This is a genomic window from Myxococcus hansupus (assembly GCF_000280925.3).
GTDB classification, from domain to species: Bacteria; Myxococcota; Myxococcia; order Myxococcales; family Myxococcaceae; genus Myxococcus; species Myxococcus hansupus.
Genome location: NZ_CP012109.1, coordinates 3139344 through 3156915 on the forward strand (window position 1 = coordinate 3139344; position 17572 = coordinate 3156915).

At 67.9% G+C, this 17572-nt stretch carries 10 protein-coding genes; 4 read left to right on the top strand and 6 right to left on the bottom strand.

The window, feature by feature from the left end; genetic code table 11:
• Nucleotides 1–5 precede the first annotated feature (5 nt).
• Nucleotides 6–593 carry an imm11 family protein gene (locus tag A176_RS12430; protein WP_193409841.1) on the top strand — a complete coding sequence of 196 codons (588 nt, stop codon included), beginning with the start codon at nt 6–8 and terminating at the stop codon, nt 591–593.
• Here A176_RS12430 and A176_RS12435 read toward each other — a convergent pair.
• The 4 genes from A176_RS12435 to A176_RS12450 all read right to left on the bottom strand — a co-directional run bounded on the left by A176_RS12435 (nt 587) and on the right by A176_RS12450 (nt 9049).
• Entirely contained in the window at nt 587–1198 is a 612-nt protein-coding gene (locus A176_RS12435) for a hypothetical protein (protein ID WP_002638611.1), read from the bottom strand. The two genes, A176_RS12430 and A176_RS12435, sit on opposite strands and share 7 nt — an antisense overlap.
• A 167-nt stretch (nt 1199–1365) precedes the next feature.
• The gene (locus tag A176_RS12440; protein WP_002638610.1) at nt 1366–4830 is read right to left on the bottom strand and encodes a TolB family protein; all 3465 of its coding nucleotides are present in this window, start codon (nt 4828–4830) and stop codon (nt 1366–1368) included.
• Entirely contained in the window at nt 4824–5363 is a 540-nt protein-coding gene (locus A176_RS12445) for a DUF1318 domain-containing protein (protein ID WP_002638609.1), read from the bottom strand. Before A176_RS12445 ends, A176_RS12440 begins: the two co-directional genes overlap by 7 nt.
• The gene (locus tag A176_RS12450) at nt 5360–9049 is read right to left on the bottom strand and encodes a translocation/assembly module TamB domain-containing protein (RefSeq protein WP_021780909.1); all 3690 of its coding nucleotides are present in this window, start codon (nt 9047–9049) and stop codon (nt 5360–5362) included. Before A176_RS12450 ends, A176_RS12445 begins: the two co-directional genes overlap by 4 nt.
• Nucleotides 9050–9370: 321 nt before the next feature.
• Between A176_RS12450 and A176_RS12455 the strand changes: the two genes are divergently transcribed.
• On the top strand, nt 9371–10420 hold the full coding sequence (locus A176_RS12455; RefSeq protein WP_002638607.1) for a Rieske 2Fe-2S domain-containing protein: 1050 nt from the start codon (nt 9371–9373) through the stop codon (nt 10418–10420).
• Between the two features lie 6 nt (nt 10421–10426).
• Here the strand turns inward: A176_RS12455 and A176_RS12460 are convergent, their stop codons facing one another.
• Nucleotides 10427–11950, bottom strand: coding sequence for an amino acid adenylation domain-containing protein (locus A176_RS12460; RefSeq protein WP_002638606.1), 1524 nt, complete (start codon nt 11948–11950; stop codon nt 10427–10429).
• A complete protein-coding gene (gene pigA, locus A176_RS12465) occupies nt 11947–13086 on the bottom strand; it encodes a prodigiosin MBC biosynthesis dehydrogenase PigA (RefSeq protein WP_002638605.1) in 1140 nt (379 codons plus the stop codon). The genes A176_RS12460 and pigA overlap by 4 nt, the downstream gene beginning before the upstream one ends.
• A 481-nt stretch (nt 13087–13567) precedes the next feature.
• On the opposite strand from pigA, the gene A176_RS12470 reads away from it, so the two are divergent.
• The gene (locus tag A176_RS12470; RefSeq protein ID WP_044889094.1) at nt 13568–14953 is read left to right on the top strand and encodes an alkaline phosphatase family protein; all 1386 of its coding nucleotides are present in this window, start codon (nt 13568–13570) and stop codon (nt 14951–14953) included.
• Between the two features lie 15 nt (nt 14954–14968).
• A complete protein-coding gene (locus A176_RS12475; RefSeq protein WP_002638603.1) occupies nt 14969–17572 on the top strand; it encodes an NAD(P)/FAD-dependent oxidoreductase in 2604 nt (867 codons plus the stop codon).

Genomic DNA, 17572 nt, shown 5'->3' on the forward strand with positions numbered 1-17572 from the left:
GTCGGGTGGAACGGAACTTCTATTGGGTGAGACTTGGCGATGTGCCCCAATGGCTGCTTGAGACGCCGATACGGGACTCTGGTGAGTCGTTTGACGAGCCTTGGTTGTTCACGGATGGTCGAGTCCTTCCAGATTCTGGACCCATCAAGGCGCAGGTTTCACATCCCGGAAAGAAGCGCGCGTTCGTGTTCGCAGGGGTAGAGGGGAGTCCCATCGGCAGCGAAGCACTCGCGAACGTCTTCAGAACAATGGCTCCCGATGACGTCCAACTGTTTCCGGTGGCGGTGGAGGGAGAGTCCGAACAGTACTTCGTCGTCAATGCGACCAAGGTGGTTGATGCCATAGACGAGGCCGGGTGCCGGGAAGTGCATCACTATGACGAGGACGACCCTGCCCCTGGATATGAGGGAGAGTACAACTGGATCTACGGACTGCGAATCGATCCCTCGAAGACTGAGGGCGCGCGGGTCTTTCGGCTGAAGAAGTTCAAGATCGCGTTCATTGTTTCAGAGGACATCAAGAACGCACTCGAAGGGGTAGGGAACCTTGGGGTGTCGTTCGAGCGTGTGACAGAGCCGTATGTGCCTCATTGACGGTCAATAATGAGGCCGTCCTTCTGGACTGCTCCGATGACCAGGAAGTCGCCGGAGTCGAAACCGACATGGAGGACTCGCTGGGCTGCATCCCCGAGGATCCGTGTGCTCATGCGCTGTGCAAGGTGTCGGATCGCGAGCGCGGCGTACGCCAGCGCCAAGGGGTATTCGGCATCGTTCCCGAGGCCGTCCTCGTGCCCGTAGGCAATCTGGTAGATGGCATCAAGGACCTTGGAGCCCGAGTCGGGCGTGTCCTTGCCCCACCGCTGCCGAAACAGCCAATCGGGGTCGGTCGCGTCGTAGGGGGCCCCGATGAGATGGAGGTCCGCTGTCACGCGGTCCTGCACGACTGGGTTGAAGAGACCAAACCATAGGCCGGTGATGGGCGCTGGCGGTGGTGCTTCCCGCGTGATGGTTTCCAGCCATTGCTGGAGGTACTGGAGATCGCTTTCCACAGGCAGTGTCCGGAGCGCGGACCAGTCTGGATGAGGGCGTGCCGTCGAGCAGAACTGGATGATGCGCAGGAACGCTTCCTCGACGGAGAGATCCGACTTCACGGCGCGCTCGATCTCACCGAAGAGCTTGCCGGCGTTGTAGGCGGTCATTGATTGATTCTACGGAGTGGTCGCCTGCCTGATGCAATGGCCACGAGCGGAGCCCGTGGCAAGCGTGCGCTGGCCCGTTTCTTATTCCTATCTTTCCTGTTCGTCTTCTGCTGCTGACGGCATATTCAGAAGGACTCGAAGTTCAAATCCAGATGTGGCGCCAGGGTTCAAGGCGCGGCGGGATGGACCATTGCCTCTCGTCGGTCCTCGGACACGGGCGCACCGAGCGCCTGGTAGATCTCGAACCAGGCCACGTAGGAGCGCCACGCCGGATCGCGCAATTCATTGAGCGAGCGTTGCGCCTGTCCCAGGCGCTTGGGTACGTCGAAGCCCAACTGGGCCTCTCCCTTCGCGTGCAACTGCGCCGCGAACCAGAGGATGTTGAGCTGCCCCGTGTCGACGTCCGCGTGGGTACGCGCGATCAGCTTGTCGGCGTGCTTCAGCGCCTCGTTCAGCCACTGGGCCGCGCGGGCCGGGTCCTGACGGTCCACGGCATTCTCCGCCAGCCGCAGCTCCGACAGCGTCACCGCGCGGATGTCCTCGTCACGGTCCAACTGGTCGAACTGTTTCAGGTACAGCTCGCGTCGAAGCGCGAGCGCCTTGGCCGCCTCGTCCAGCCGCCCGAGCCGCGTCTCGGCGTTCGCCCGCAGGCCCGCGGCCATGAGCCGGTACGAGCGCAGCACATGCTCCGGCGTGGTGTGCGCCCACTTCAACGCGGCGCGGACCGCTGGCGACTCCAAATCGCGCTCGACGTGCGTCAAATCCTCCAGCGTTCGCTCCGGATGCCCCGCGCCCAACGCCGCGGCCGCTCGGGCCAGATGCACCACCAGTCGGTTGCGCAGCCCCTCTTCGTCCTGGGCGCCCGCTTCGACAAAGGGCATCTCCCGGTCATAGAGCGCCAGGGCTCGCTCGAAGTTGCCCGACGCCAGGTTGTAGAGGGCCGCGCGGTCCAGGGCCACGGGCAGGAACCGCTCCAGCCGGGGCGTGGCGTCCACCATGGCCAGGGCCTTGTCCGCCGCCTTCGCCGCGTCCGCTTCGCGGTCCACGTGCATGAGCACCTTGGCGCGCGCCAGCGACACGGCCAGCCCGGCCCAGTTGTCCACGTACGGCAACGCGTCCCGCTGTTCCAGGTAGTTCAGGGCGATGTGGTAGTTGCCCACCTGCGTGTGCAGCATGCCCAGCGCGCCCAGCACCATGGCCCGGTAACGCACGTTGTCGCGCATCAAGTCCAAGGCCACCATGTAGTGGCGGTTGGCGCGCTCGGCGGAGGCGGGGTTTCGGCTGCGAAGGAAGTCCTCGTGGTGCAGGGCGCCGGAGAGGACATGCACCGCGCGCTGGTTCTTGATGTCGGGCCAGACGGCGCGCAGCTCGCTCAGCGCGGAGACCACCGCCTCGGAGTGGGCGCGGTCCTCCATCTTGGGCAACTGGCGCGCGGTGACGTACGCCTTCACGAAGTGCGCGAGTGGCTTCACCATCTTGGGCGACGTGGTGGTGACTTCCTTCTGCACCTGCTCGGGGCTGACGCGGGCCCGCAGCCGCAGGTTCATGGATTCGACCGCGCTCTCCAGGGAGCCCGTGCGCTGTGTCACCAGGTCGAAGTCCGCGAGGGCGGCGTCCGTGCGCTGGCGCGCCAGCCGTCGGTAGGCGCGGCCCATCAAGGCCCGGCGGAACAGCCGCTCGGCGCGGCGCCGCTCCTCTGTGCCCGGAGGGGCGTCGTCGACGTAGAGGTTCGCCAGCGTCTCCATGATGCCATCCGCGCCCACTTCGGAGGCGCGCTCGACGGCGTCCTGCACCAGCGTCCTGCGGCGCAGCGGGTCCGTCTGCTGTCGGTAGAACGTGCTCAGCGCGTCCCGAACGGCGCGTGGAGGCCGCTCCGTGTTGATGGCATTCACATGCCGGCCCAGCTCCAGCGCGAAGGCATAGGCGGAGCCCTCGGGGGCCGTGCTCAGCGCCTGCACCATGGCCGCGTCCGCCTCGGCGTAGGGCCGGCCCCGGTACAGGGCGCGGGCTGCCGCGCGAGCGAAGTCGAGCTGGTCATCGGCGGGGAAGACCTTGTGCTCGGACAGCCTGCGGCCCGCTTCGACCAGCGCCTCCCGGTCATCGAGCTTGCGGTAAAGCGCATCCGCCTGTTCGAAGTACGCCTGCAGCACCGCGCGCGGCGTGGTGTCCGTGATGCGCGCTTCCTCCAGCTCCTTCCGGGCCAGCGTGAAGTCACCCGCGTCATCCGCCAGCTCGCTGCGCACCACGTGCTGGAGGACCTCGGTGGCGGGGCTGGGGGCCCGCGTGGGGTCCAGCGCCTCCATGCGCCGCTCCTCCGCGACGCTCAATTCCTCCACCATGCGGCCGCGCTCGCGCTCCTTCATCGCGCGCCGATGGTCGATGAGGATCAGCAGCGGCTCCTCCAGGCCCGCGGTGGCGGCTTCCTCCACGGAGCGCATGTGGCGCGCGTAGAACTCCGCCGCGACGAAGTCCTCGAACGCCAGGTGCAGCATGCTCAGGCGCATCATCAGCAAGCGCTGGAGCCGGGGGCGCTTCTCGGCCAACAGCCGGTGGCGGTAGAGCAGCAGTTCATCCGCGCGCCGTCCCACCATGCGCAGCTCTTCGCTGAGCTTGCGCGCGTCCCAGTGGCTGGGAACCTGCCCATCCAGCGGCATCTGGTACACGTTCAGGGCCTTCGACCGTGAACACGTGGCGACCAGGGACTCGGCCGCGGGCGCGGGGTACTGGCAATTCCACGACTCGCTGGTGAGCTGGTCCGGGCTGGCCGCGGCGGCGAGCTCGGCCGCGTCGTCACGGTCTGGCTCGAAGGGCACGCGGAACAGCACCCCGGCGTCGCTGGCGTCGATGAGCCCATCCCCGTTGGAGTCGGTGAAGAACTGCACCACGTAGAGGAACCGCCCGTCGCGCGAGAACATCGGCTGCCCCGTCTGTCCGGGGATGTCGAGCGACAGCGGGATGGGCTTCGAGCCTGGGCGGTCCAGTCTGAAGGCTTCCAGGTGGGGCGCGGCGCGTGCGGCGAAACCAGGGCCCACCTGCCGCACGGAACGCTCGACCGGGACGTACACCACCCAGCGCCCGTCCGGCGACACGGTGGGGCTGGTCAGGTTCCGCTCGAGCAGGGGACTCACGCGCCACGCGCCGCCCAGCTCGACACGTGACAGCCGCAGGTCACCCTGGATGGTGGCGCGGCTCACCAAGGCGATGTGCGACGCATCAATCCACTCGGCCTGGAGCGCGCTGGCTTCCTCCGTGAGACAGCGCCGCACCTTCGCGTCGGGCAGGTCGCGCACGCAGAGCTGACCACCGGCCTGGTCCCGGAAGGAGATGTAGAGCAGGTGCTTGCCATCCGGACTCACACGCGGCCAGGTGACGTCCGCGCCTTCCTCGAACAAGCGTCGCTCTCGGCCGCGCTCCAAATCCTGCACGAAGATTTCGGTCGCGATGTCGCGGTTGGTCGCGAAGATCAACGTGTTCCCGTCGGGCGCGAGCTGCCCCAGGAACTGGTCGCCACCGCCCACGGTGAGGCGGGTGGGCGTGCGCAGACCGCCGTCGTTCTCGTCGTCCTGGGCCGTGGCGCTGCCCGCCAGGAGCGCGGCCAGGCCCACCACGTAGAGCCTGTGGCGCTTCAGCACTTCTTCTCTCCCCAGGTGCCGTCATCGGCCTCGACCCAGCCACCACAGACGACCCCTGGCGCGTGTGCCTGCTGCCAGTTCCGGCGCAGCGTGTCCTCCGGCACGCCCGGGCGGACCGAGCCCATCCACTTCCAGAGTTGCTGCCGGGAGCGGTTCACCCGCTCCACCAGGGCGACGTCATCCGCCGTCATGCGTCCGGCCTGGCAGCGGCGCCGCGTGTTCACCAGCAGCCCCTCCTTGCCTTCACCCACGCAGTGGCGGCGCAGCAGGTCGTCCACGCGGTCCGCGGGCGTCTTGCTCATGTTCTCCACCAGGGGCGTGGCCTGGATGCCCAGCTCCTCCAGTTGGTTGGGCGTGAGCGGCACGGGCGTGGGGTTCATGGCCGCGCGAGCCAGCCGCTGCTCCACGTCTTTGAACGAACCCGAGGCCTGATCCTCGAGTGCCGTCGCGCGATCGACCATGACGATTTCCGGGGCACTGATGCACCCCGAAACGACGAGGGCGGCCCACGGCAGCAACGCGCGGTGTTTCATGGCGTGGTCTCCGGAGGGGACATGGATTTGATGAGCTGATCGACGATGGGGCCCATGGGGATGCCGCGGATTTCATCGATGCTGAGCAGCTTGGCCATCCCGCCCATGGTGATGCGCAGGCTGCCGAAGCCGTGGTTGAAGCTCACCCGCACGTGCTCCGGGTAGCCCAGGCGCAGGGCGTAGCGGACGCGGTTGGTGGCGGGGTCGATGTGGCGCGGGTCCTCGATGTCGAGCAGGTCCAGCAGGTGGCGATTGCCAATGCGGAGAATCTCCGCGCGGCCATCGATGCTGCGGTCCTTCGCGGAGATGACCACGGCGGCGTTGCCGTCGAAGGGCTCGCCTCGGGAGGACTGCACGCCCGTCGCGCGCACGCGGGCCTCCATGGTGGAGTGCTTGCCTTGCCAGTCCAGCAACCACTGGCCGGTGATGCGGCCACCGCGGACGCCCATCTCCAACTGCGTCATGGAGGCCACGTGCTGGTCGATGGACAGGTTGCCCGCCAGGGGCGCGATGGCCACGTACGGCGTGACGATGCGCTTCGCGGACACGTACCCGCTGCGTGACAGCAGGGGGTGCTGGTCGGCGAAGCGGAGCATCGGGTACGGATTCACATCGATGTCGCTCTGCAACCGCACCTGCCCGTTGCGCAGCTCCACGTTCTCCGTCACCGGGACGTTGCCGTCCAGCGCCTCGACCTCGAACCCCTGCTCGGGCATCCGCACATTCACATCCTGGAGGAGCAGGTTGGAGAGCGTGCGGAAGGCGATGAGGTCGGGAGAGGCCACCCGGAAATCGACGGTGACGTGGCCACTGCTCTCCAGGACGCCGGGTTGCGCGAGCTTGCTCAGGTCCTGTGCCAGTTCTCCACGGAGCGCGAGCCGGCGCCGGTCCTCGCTCATGTCGAGCCGGCCGCGGACCTTCAACTGCGTGTTCGTGCCCGCATGGGCCAGATGGAACTCGGGCACGTGGATGACGCCGTTGGGCTTGCGCCGGGCGGAGAAGACCGCGGCCACGTCTTGGATGGGGTAGGGCAGCGCTGGATTCTGTTCGAGCGTGCGAAGCTTCACCTCCTGCTTCAGCTCGATTTCATCCGCGTCCAACGCCTCGGTGAAGAACGCGGTGGTGTCGCTGGACAGGCCCGCGAGCGACAGGCGGCGATCGCTCATGCCGACGGTGAGCTTCTCCGCGCGCAGGTCGCTGTGGACGGTGCGCTTCGGGCCATCGACGCGCGATTCGAGTCGCCAGTTCAGCTCGGGGAGGTTGACGAAGAGGGCATCCTGCCGCCAGCGGAAGCCTCGGGCCTCCACCGCCGCCATGCCTTCGAAGCTGGCGGTCCGCGCCGGGTCGGGGGCCATGCGCGGGAGTCCCTCCGCGGTGAACCCGGTGACGATGCCGCGCAGCTTGCCGTTGAGTTCCAGGCCTAACGTGAGCCGTGAGGTGTCCAGCTCCGCCGGAACCTGCGCCTTGGCCAGCAGCGGCGCCAGGGCTCCGAGCGGCGGGACGTTGCCCTTCACCTCGCACCGCAGCGCGCGGGCCTTCCGGTCGTACGCCACCGAGGCATCGAGCGAGAGTTTCGGCCCCTCCTGACTCGCAAGTCCCAGGCGCAGCGCGGGCTTTCGGCGATCCAGGTCCAGTGACAGCGTATGGTGCTGAATTCCCAGGTCCGACTCACCGGCCTTGAGTCCTTCGATGCGAAGGTCCATCGCGCCCTTGTGGCGCCAGGCATCGCCTTGTGAGCGCACGACGACGGCGACGGTGCGCGCGGAGACGTCATCCCAGGCGGGGCGCTGCAGGTTCAGCTCCGTGTGGTGGTCCACCCGGGGCGCGGCAGTGAAGAGCGCCGTCACGCGGCCCTTGGACGCCAGCATCACGCCCAGGTGCTTCCAGGGAATGCTCGCGGCGACTGAATCAGGGATGAAGGGACGTGCCACGACGAGGTCCGGTGTCTGCACCGCGAGCTTGTACGCGACGTCGTCGCTTCCCTTCGTTGCGTCCAGCGAAACCTGGGCGGTGCCCACCTCGAGCACGAGCCTTCCCCGGCCCCGGCTGCGCTCCGGCGCGTCGAGCTCGGGGATGGCATCCGATACGTCGAGCTTCAGCCGCACGGGCCCCTTCATCACCTCGCGTCCCTTGTCCAGGAACACCTGGAGCGCCCCGATGGGGAGGTTCGCGCTCAGTGCGAAGGGCGGCTCGGCCGAGAGAGGGGCGCTGAGTTCGAAGCCCAGCCGCTCCGCCTTGGCGCGGAGGTCGGGCACCCGGAGGTCCAGGGCTTCCACCATGCCAGACAGGCTCACGTTTCCAGCGACCTGGAGCGGCGAAGCGGGCTCTGGCCGAAGCTGCTGCCCCGTCAGCTCACCGTGGGCTTTCGGCAGCCGCACGGTGGTGGGGCCGTCGACTTCGAGGCCGTCGAGCCCGAACGTCAACTGCGCGGAGAGTCCCTGCTGCGCGTCCGGGGTCGCGACCAACGAGACGCGGCCACCTCCGAGCGCGACCTGGAGCGGGGCGTCGGCCAGGCGCAGCGATGCGAGCTCCACATCCAGGCCCAACCGGCCCTGCGGCCCGAGCTGAGGCATCGCGCTGAGCGTGATGTCGCGCGCGTCCAGGTGCACCTTGCCGCGCTCGAGGGAGAACGGGCGCCAGTCCGCGGGGATGACTTGAAGCAGCTTCGCCACTTCGATGTCCGCCAGCGCCTGCTTCAGGAGGGGGGCCGTCCCGGGGGCATCCGGCAGAATCACCGCGCCCTGCACCTCGGCGCTGTCGGTCAGTTGGGTGCGTTCCAACTCGACGGCGATGTGCTCCTTCTCGACGTCGAAGCGCGCCACCACCGCGCCGTGGAGCAGCGAGCGAACCGAGAAGCGCGGGTCGAAGCTCTGCTTCGTGACGTCGACGTCCACCCGTGCCCGCGCGACCGAGGCACCGGCTTCCACCGAGAAGGCCAGTGCGAGCTGCGCCAGCGCGGGCGGCAGGCCGCGGACTTCCCGGCGCACCTCCAATGGCAGCGGCGCGTCGGCCTTGCCCAGGTTCGCGAAGACCTTCCATTGCCCGTCCAACTGCTTCGCTTCGACCTGGGCTCCCAGTCCGCGCAGCGCCCAGCGTTCGAGCACCTCCCCGTTCTGGACGAGGAGGTAGTCCAACGCGACGCCGGACAGCTCCACGGACCCGACAGGGAGCGCGGTGCCCAGGAGGTCCGCGACCTGGCGCGAGGCGCCCACGGGGGCTTCAGGCGGTGGCTCGGGTTCTTCGGACGGCGGCCCGGTCAGGCTCGACAGGGAGGTGGCGCCGCTCTCATCCGCCACCAGGGCGAGGGCGACATCGCGCACCAGCACCCGTTCAATCTGCGGGGGCCCGTTCAGGAGCGAGCCGAGCGACCAGTTCGCCTCCACGGTGCCGATACGCAGCAGCTCCGGCGCGGCGCTCTGGAACGGGGCCGGGGTGCGCACCACCAGACCCTCCAGCCGCAGCCCCGAGAGCACGGCGACATGCGCGGTCTGGAAGTCCAGTTGGACGCCCGTGGCGGATTCGACCTCGGAGAGCAGTGGCTTCTTCAGCCAGGGGTGGTCGAGATTGCGCAACCCGACCACCACTGACACGAGTGCCAGCGTGGGGAGTACGACGAGAATTGCCAGCACGCCCGCGATGATTCGAGCCCACCGCCGGCGAGGCCGTACAGCACTGGTGGATTCCATGTGGCCCGTTTGACGCGAGCGGGCATCATCGTCGGCCATCCCTATGAAGTCGAGCGGCGGATGCAGGCAGGCGGGGAGGCGAGTGCCCGTAATGGCGGACTGCTGACGAAACCCGAGGGGTTTCGAGCGGCTGGGATACACGGAGGGTATGGGCCGCGGGGCGGGCTCGGGCCGCGGTCCTCACGTGCGCGGCACGCGCTGCACGCTCGTGGGCGAAGGCGATTCTCCGCGCGTCAGCTTCGGCTTCAACCCCGCCGCGACGTCCACGGCCACTGCAGGGTGCACATCCCGGCTGACTCCACACGTCCTTGAAGTCTGTCATTGCGAGGACAAGCGTACGGCTTCGCCCACGAGGACTCCGTGCCCGAATCCCTGACAGCCCGTTTCCCGATGTCGCCGTATCCCGTCGGCTGGTTTCGCGTCGCCGCGTCGAATGCGCTTCGGCCCGGGACGCACCAGAACCTCCGCATCTTCGGGCAGGAGTTGGTGTTGTTCCGCACGACCAGCGGCGTGCCGCGTCTCATCGAGGCGTACTGCCCTCATCTGGGCACGCACCTGGGGAAGGGCGGCTGCGTGGAAGGGGAGAACATGGTGTGCCCGCTCCATGCCTGGCGCATTGGCGGCGACGGTTCGGTCGTTCACGTGCCCTACAGCAAGGCCACGCCACGCATCGCCGTACGCTCCTGGCTGCTCCGGGAGGTCAGCGGCCAGATTTTCGTCTGGCATCACCCCGATGACGTGGCGCCCGAGTGGGAGCCGCCCGTGCTCTTCGAGGCCACGGATTCAAATTGGACTGGCTTCCTGCCCGCCCGGACCTGGACACTGCGCACGCACGTCCAGGAGTTCTGTGAGAACGGCGCGGACAACGTGCACAGCACCTGGCTGCACGGTCAGCAGAGCGTCACCAAGTCGGTGGAGGTGGACAAGCACGTCTACACGCATCGCACGGCGCAGCGTTTCACCTTCTTCGGTCTGGTGAAGGCGCTGGCGAAGGAGGCGGAAGGGACGCTCGACATCTCGTGCCATGGCCTGGGCATCGTCGTGGAGCGCGGCCAGGTCACGATGAAGCTGACGATGGAGTACTGCCTCGTCTTCTTCCCCGTCCCCGTGGACGACACGTGCATCGAGCTGCACAGCGTCCTGTCCATCCGGCGGCTCCCCACGGAGCTCGCCACGCGGCTCTTGTGGAAGAAGTCCGCCGCGGAGATGAGCGCCATCATCGACCAGGACGTGCCCGTCTGGGAGTCGAAGAAATGGAAGGAGCGTCCCGTGCTCGTGGCGGAGGACGGCCCCATCCATGCCTACCGTTCCTGGGCCCGTCAGTTCTACCCGAAGACGCAGGCGACGCTGCGTCCCGGGCAGACCGGTTGAGGCAGGTCAGCGCGACACGGGCTGCTGCGCCAGGGTGCGCAGCGCTCGCCGGTCGAGCTTGCCATTCGGCGTCCGTGGCAGCTCCGCCATGGCGCGGACCTCGTCGACAATCATGTAGCGCGGCAGCCGCTCCGCGCAGTGCTTCTTCACGTTGAGCAGGGAAGGCGGCCGTGCGGCGTTGCTGACCACGAAGGCCACCAGCCGCGTCGCCAGTCCCTCACCCGAGGTGACCACGCCCACCTCGCGGATGTCGGGGTGGGTGAGCAGCACCGCTTCGAGCTCGCCGGCCTCGATGCGGCGGCCCCGCACCTTCAGCATGTTGTCGCGGCGCCCCAGGTACTCGAAGGTACCGTCAGGCAGCTCGCGGCAGCGGTCGCCGGTGGCATATGGCTTTGCCCCGTGGAGCGGCTGGCCCCAGTAGCCCAGCATCACCGTGGGGCCTTCGACCATCAGCTCGCCCACGCCGTCGCCTTCCTCGCGCGCCTCATCGGAGTCCGGCGGGGGCCGGGCCAGCCACACCCGGTTGCCGCAGCTCGCGCGGCCAATGGGGACCGGCTCGGTGCGGTGGGCCGAGATGTCCGTCACCTCGTGGAACGTGCAGACGTTCGTCTCCGTGGGCCCGTAGAGGTTGAACAGGCGCGCATCCCGCAGGTGCTCGCGGAGCGGACGCAGGTGGCGGATGGGGAAGGGCTCGCCCGCGAAGAGCACGGCGCGGAAGGGCAGGTCCGCGTGGCTCAGCAGGCCGCCCTCCTGCATCATCTGCATCAACACCGACGGCACCGAGTACCACACGGTGAACCGCTCCCGGAGGACCTGCTCCACCAGCTTCTCGGGGGAGAACGCGAGCGCCTCCGGGATGAGCGTGACGGAGGCGCCGCCCATGAAGGCCGCGTAGAGGTCCAGCACCGACAGGTCGAAGAAGAACGGCGCGTGGTTGCTGAAGCGGTCCTCGGGCGTGGTCTCCAGCAACTCGTGGCACCACTCGATGAAGGCCAGCGCGTTCCGCTGACTGATGCACACGCCCTTGGGTGTGCCCGTGGAGCCGGAGGTGTAGAGGATGTACGCGAGGTCGTCGTCGCCCGCGCCGTGGGGGGGCAGGGGCTCCGACGAGAAGCTGGAGAGACGGTTCCACGACAGCGCGGGGCCCTTGTCGTCCACCAGCAGGAAGCGCAGCCGGCCCATGCCCGCGTTGTGGAGCTCCGCGGCCCGGGTGGTGGTGGTCACCAGCACGTCGATGCCGCAGTCGTCCAGGATGAGTCGCGTCCGGGTCGCGGGATTCAACGGGTCCATGGGGACGTAGGCCGCGCCCAGCCGCGCGATGCCTTGCATCGCCGCCACGGCGCGCACGGACTTCTCCGCCCACAGGCCCACGCGGTCGCCGCGCCGGATGCCCAGCTCCTGGAGTGCGCGGGCGATGCGATTGGCGAGCGCATCCAACTGGCCGTAGGTGAGCGTCCCGTCGGGACCCTTGATGGCGACGGCTTCGGGAGCCTTCGCCGCTGCACGGATGACGATTTGGTCGAGTGTCATAGGCCGAGCTGGTTGGCGATGATGTCGCGCTGGATTTCGGAGGTGCCGGAGAAGATGGCGCTGGGTATGGCGTCGCGGAGCACGCGCTCGATGCCCGTCTCCGTCACGTAGCCCATGCCGCCGTGAATCTGGATGGCGTCCAGTCCGCTCTGGATGGCGGCCTCGCTGATGGCCAGCTTGGCCAGGGACACCTCCATCGCCGCTTCCTGGCCGCGGTCCATCTTCCAGCAGGCCTGGTACAGCAGCAGCCGCGAGGCCTCGAGCCGCTGCTTCATGTCCGCGAGCCGGTGGGAAATGGCCTGGTTCTTCGACAGCGGCTTCTTGAACTGCTTGCGCGTCCGGGCGAAGTCCACCGTCTGTTCGAGCACGCGCTCCATGACGCCCACGTACGCGGCGAAGAGGCACGCGCGCTCCCATTGCATGGAGCGCTTGAAGATGGCCGCGCCCTGGCCCTCGGCTCCCACGCGCGCGGACTCCGGAACGCGGCAGCCTTCCAAGTAGATGGGCGCGATGGGCGACGTGGACAGGCCCATCTTCTCGAAGGGCCGGCCCACCGACAGTCCGGGCGTGTCCTTCTCGATGAGGAACGCGCTGATGCCCATGTAGCCGTGAGACGGCTGCGTGGCGGCGTAGACGAGGAACACGTCGGCGGACGGTCCGTTGGTGACGTAGCTCTTGCCGCCGTCGAGCACGTAGCCGTCCCCGTCGCGCACCGCGCGCGTCTTGAGGGCGAAGACATCCGAGCCCGCCTCCGGTTCGGAGATGGCGTTGGCGCCAATCCACTCGCCCGAACTCAGCCGGGGCAGGTACCGGGCCTTCTGGGCGTCGTCGCCGCTCTCCAGGAGGGGCATCACGCAGGCGAAGAGATGCGCGCCCACGGAGAAGACCAGCCCGGTGTCCACGCAGCCTCGGCCCAGCGCTTCCATCACCCGGGCTGTCGTCAGCGTGTCCAGCCCCAAGCCCCCCAGGGTCGTGGGGACGGGCAGGCCCAGGAAACCAAACTCACCACATCGCTGCCAGAGATTGCGTGGCAGGACTTCCTTGGTAGGCTTTGCCGTCTCCGGCAGGTGGTCGCGCGCGAACGCGAGGGCGCGGTCGTAGAGCTCCGCTTGCTCGTGTGTCCAACTGAAGTCCATGTGTTCCTGACGTTCCAACGGGTGACAGGGCCGAGGCGCCGCATTTCGAACGCCTCGCGCATGCGCGCGGATGGGCTCTCGGGATCCGGATGAGACGTGAGTGGATGCGGGCGAAGTCTTGCGTGTGTCAGCGCGCACCGTCAAGGACCTGTGAGATGACAATGTGTCACGAATGTCATTGGACGCGCGCCGTTCGGCCCTGGCGAAAGCCCCCATCCCGGGCCGCATTTCGCACCGGTTTGGACGACTTTTTTGCACGCCCGGACACCGCGTTCCGAAGGGCACCACTACCCATTGCGCCGGGTGCGCTGTTACTCAGACACGGCATGAACGCACGCATTGAAATTTCCCAGCCAGGGGCCGCGGTAACTTTCCACGGGCGGCTGTCAGGCGGTGCGGGCCATCCAAGCAGCCTGGGCCCAGAGAGTGCCCAACCTGGTCGGTGATTGACTGGTGCGAGCCCGGGCAGTTTGCTCACGGCATGGAACGTTGCGTCGTTTTGGATTTGCCTGGTTTGTGCGCGAGGTACGTGGGTCCCTCGACGCCCAACATGCAGGCATTCGCGGGAGCGGGGCGGATGGTCTCGCTTCAGCCCGTCCTACCGGCGCTGAACTGCACGATGCAGGCGACGTTCCTCACGGGGAAGTACCCGAGCGAGCATGGCGTCGTCGCGGACGGGTGGCTGCACCGGGAGCTGGGCGAGGTGCGCTTCTGGCCCCAGACGGATGGACTGGTGCAGGTGCCGCAGATCTGGGACGCGGCGCGCAGTCTGGACCCCAGCTTCACCTGCGCTCGGGTGTGCTGGTTCATGAACATGTATTCCAAGGCGGACTACGCCATCACCCCGCAGCCGTCCTTCACCTCGGATGGCCGGGTGCTGCCGGATGTCTTCACGGAGCCGCTCCATCTGCGCAAGCCGCTGGTCAAGGCGCTGGGGAACTTCCCCGCGTATGACTATTGGGGCCCCAGCTACAGCATCCGCTCGTCGGAGTGGATCGCGGACGTCGCGATGTGGCTGGAGGAGCGGCACAGCCCCACGTTGTCCCTCGTGTTCCTGCCGCACCTGGACTACACGCCGCACACGTTTGGCCCGGACGCGAAGGAGATTCACAAGAGCCTCCAGGAGATTGACGCCGTGGTGGGCCGCCTCATCGCCTTCTACGAGGCGCGCGGTGTCCGGGTCATCATCCTCTCCGAGTTCGGCGCCACGCCCGTCTCCCGGCCCGTTCATCTGAACCGCCTCTTCCGGCAGCGGGGCTGGCTCGCCATCCGCGAGGAGGAAGGCCGTGACCAGGTCTACCCGCGCGGGAGCGCCGCCTTCGCCGTCGCGGACATGCAGGTCGCGCATATCTACGTCCGCGACCCGGCGCTGGTCGACGAGGTGAAGGCGCTGGTCGAGGCCGAGCCCGGGGTGGCGCAGGTGCTGGACGCGGAGGGGAAGCGGGCTCACCACCTGGACCATCCGCGCTCGGGTGAGCTCGTCGCCCTGGCCGAGCCGGACGCCTGGTTCACGTACTTCTATTGGTTGGACGAGCAGCGAGCCCCGGACTACGCGCGCACCGTCGATATCTACCGCAAGCCCGGCTACGACCCGCTGGAGATGTTCCTGGACCCCAAGCTGGGCCTCCGGATGTTGGACGTGGGCGGTAGCGTCCTGAAAGAGAAGCTGGGATTGCGCACGCGCCTGGAGGTCGTCTCGATGGACGGCTCGCTCCTCAAGGGGGCGCATGGGCTGCTGCCCGAGCCCGGCCGCGCCCCCATCTTGATGACACGCAGTGCCGAACTCCTCGAGGCAGACACTCTACACGCCACTCAAGTTCACGACCTCATCCTGGCGCATCTGACAGGACAACAGGCCGCGGCCTGAGGGGCGGGACTCGTCATGAACAAACTTCCGGGAAGCGCCATCGTCATTGGCGCGAGCATTGGCGGTCTCAGCGCCGCGCGCGTGCTGGCGGACCACTTCGAGCGGGTCACCGTCATCGAGCGTGACGTGCTCGACGACGGCCCCCGTTCGGGCGCCCCGCAGGCCAATCACATCCATGTGTTGTTGCGGCGTGGCGTGGACCTCCTGGATCAGTACTTCCCGGGGCTCCTGGAGGAGATGAAGGCGGAGGGCGTCGAGCCCTTCGACTTCACCCGAGATCTGCGCTGGCTCCAGTTCGGTGACTGGATGCCGCGTGATCCCAGCGGCATCGTGTTGTACCCGCAGACGCGCTTCTCCCTGGAGCGCCACCTCCGCCGGCGCCTGCGCGCCTACGCCAACGTGGAGATCCTGGAGTCGACCGCCGTGCGCGCCTTGCTGGCCACGCCCGATGGCCGGCGCATCCTGGGCGTCCAGACGCATTCACGGCAGGAGGCGAACGGCGCGGTGACGAACCGGCTCGCGAACGTCGTCGTCGACGCGAGCGGGCGTGGGACGCAACTGGGCAAGTGGCTGGCGGACCTGGGGTATGGCCCGCTGGAGGAGAGCCGGCTCCCCATCAACCTCTGCTACGTCTCGCGGCTCTTCGAGCGGCCCTCGACGCCCAGGGACTGGCGCGGCCTGTGGGTGACGCCGTTGCCTCCGGAGGCGCCTCGGGGCGGGGCGATGCAGGAGGTGGAGGACCACCGCTGGATTGTGTCCCTGTTCGGCTACGAGGGACACCACCCGCCGCGCGACGAGAGCGGCTTCGTGGAGTTCGCGAAGAGCCTTCGCGAGCCCGACATCTACGAGGCCATCAAGGATGCTCGGCCCGTGTCGGACGTGCAGGTGTACCGGGTCCCCGACGTGCGGTGGCGCCACTTCGAGCGGCTGTCGGACTTCCCCGCGGGGCTGCTCGTCCTGGGGGATGCCTGGTGCTACTTCGATCCCGTCTTCGGCCAGGGCATGTCCGTGGCGATGCTGGAAGCCAACCTCCTGAATGAGTCGCTGCACCAGCTCGACAGTCTGGATGCGGTGACCCAGGCGTGGACCGCGACGTACCTGCGCACGGGCGCCCAGTGGCTGCGCGGACTCTGGTTCTTCGTGACGGCGGAGGCGATGCGGCACCCGCACGTGCCCGGCGAGCGCACCCGTCTGGTCAAGTTGGCGCAGTGGTACGTGGAAGAGCTCTACGCCCTCAATCACGAGCACCCCGAGGTCTACCGGGAGTTCCTCAAGCTGATGCACGTCCAGGCGGGGCCGGAGTTCCTCCTCCGTCCGGACATCGCGCTGCGGCTGGCGAAGCGCGCGTGGCGGAAGAAGCAGGTCATGGGGTTCGGCGCCCAGGCGCTTCAGCCGGAGGGCGCCACCGCTGAGCCGGCCAGCGACCTGCCCTTGTGGCCCGCGAGCCGGGTGGCCCTGGGCATGCGCTACGTGGGCAGGGTGCTGGCCAACATCGTAGCGCCCGGGCAGGTGGGGCCGCGGGATCGCATCTGCCACTTCGACACCGAAATGATGTGGACCCCGGACCCATCGCTCGGCTGGTTCGTGCGCGACGCGCTCCGCTCCCAGAACCTGCTGGGCGAGGCCCAGGAGGTCCGTCGGTTCCTCGAGTACTGGCTCCCGGTGCAAGGGCTGAGCGTGTCGAAGAAGGCGTTGATTGAGTTCTCCTTCAACGTGGACGAGCCCGGCCTGGGCTTCATGCTCTACAGCGACACCGAGACGGTGACGCGGTCCTTCCGGGAGTACACGCGCCAGATGGGTCTCTCCAACGAGGGCGTGGAGCGCTCGGTGGCCATCTGCGAGACGTTCCGTCCCTCGGACCTGGGCCTGGTGCGGGCCGAGTTCAAGCCGGGGAGTCCGACGCGATACTCGATCGCCGCGAGCTGGCACTTCGATCCGATGCGGGGGCACTCGGGGTTCGAGGATGCGATGCGCCGGCTCCCGGAGCGCTTCCGGGCCGGCCCCTTCGCGGAGCGGGTGAAGTCCCATGCCCAGGCGCTGGGGACCGAGTACTTCCCGCTGTTCCTGGGGCTGAGCTTCCAGGAGGACGGGACGCTCGAATCGAAGATGTATCTGGTTCGCTTCGACGACAAGCAGCCGCCATTCCAGCCCGGCTCGGCGCTGTGGCGCTTCCTCGAAGGGATGGGCGTGCCCGCACCGGAGCTGGAGCGCATCCGCCAGTTGAACGAGCTGCTGTGGGAGCGGTCCGCGGACAAGATGACCCAGATCGCCATCGAGGCCTCGGAATCCCAGCCCCAGGCCAGACGGGTCAACCTCATCTACTGTGGGACCCAGACCTCTGCGGTTCTGGAGGCGATTCCCCGATTCGGGTATCCCTCTTCCGCGACTCAAGCTGTTCGGGAGTTCGAGCAGCGGATGCAAACCGATCGCGCGAAGTTCGTCGCGGTGCGTGTCGGCCCCGAGGGACTGAGTCCACGCCTCAAGTTGTACAAGCATGCGTTGTTCGACTTCGCGGATCTGTCCGTGGTGGAGGATGGGGGCCTCAAACCACGGGTTTCTCAGACAGTGGGAGACAGCCCGGCGGCCGCGAGTGACGCCCCTGATGTGTGTCTTTATTGA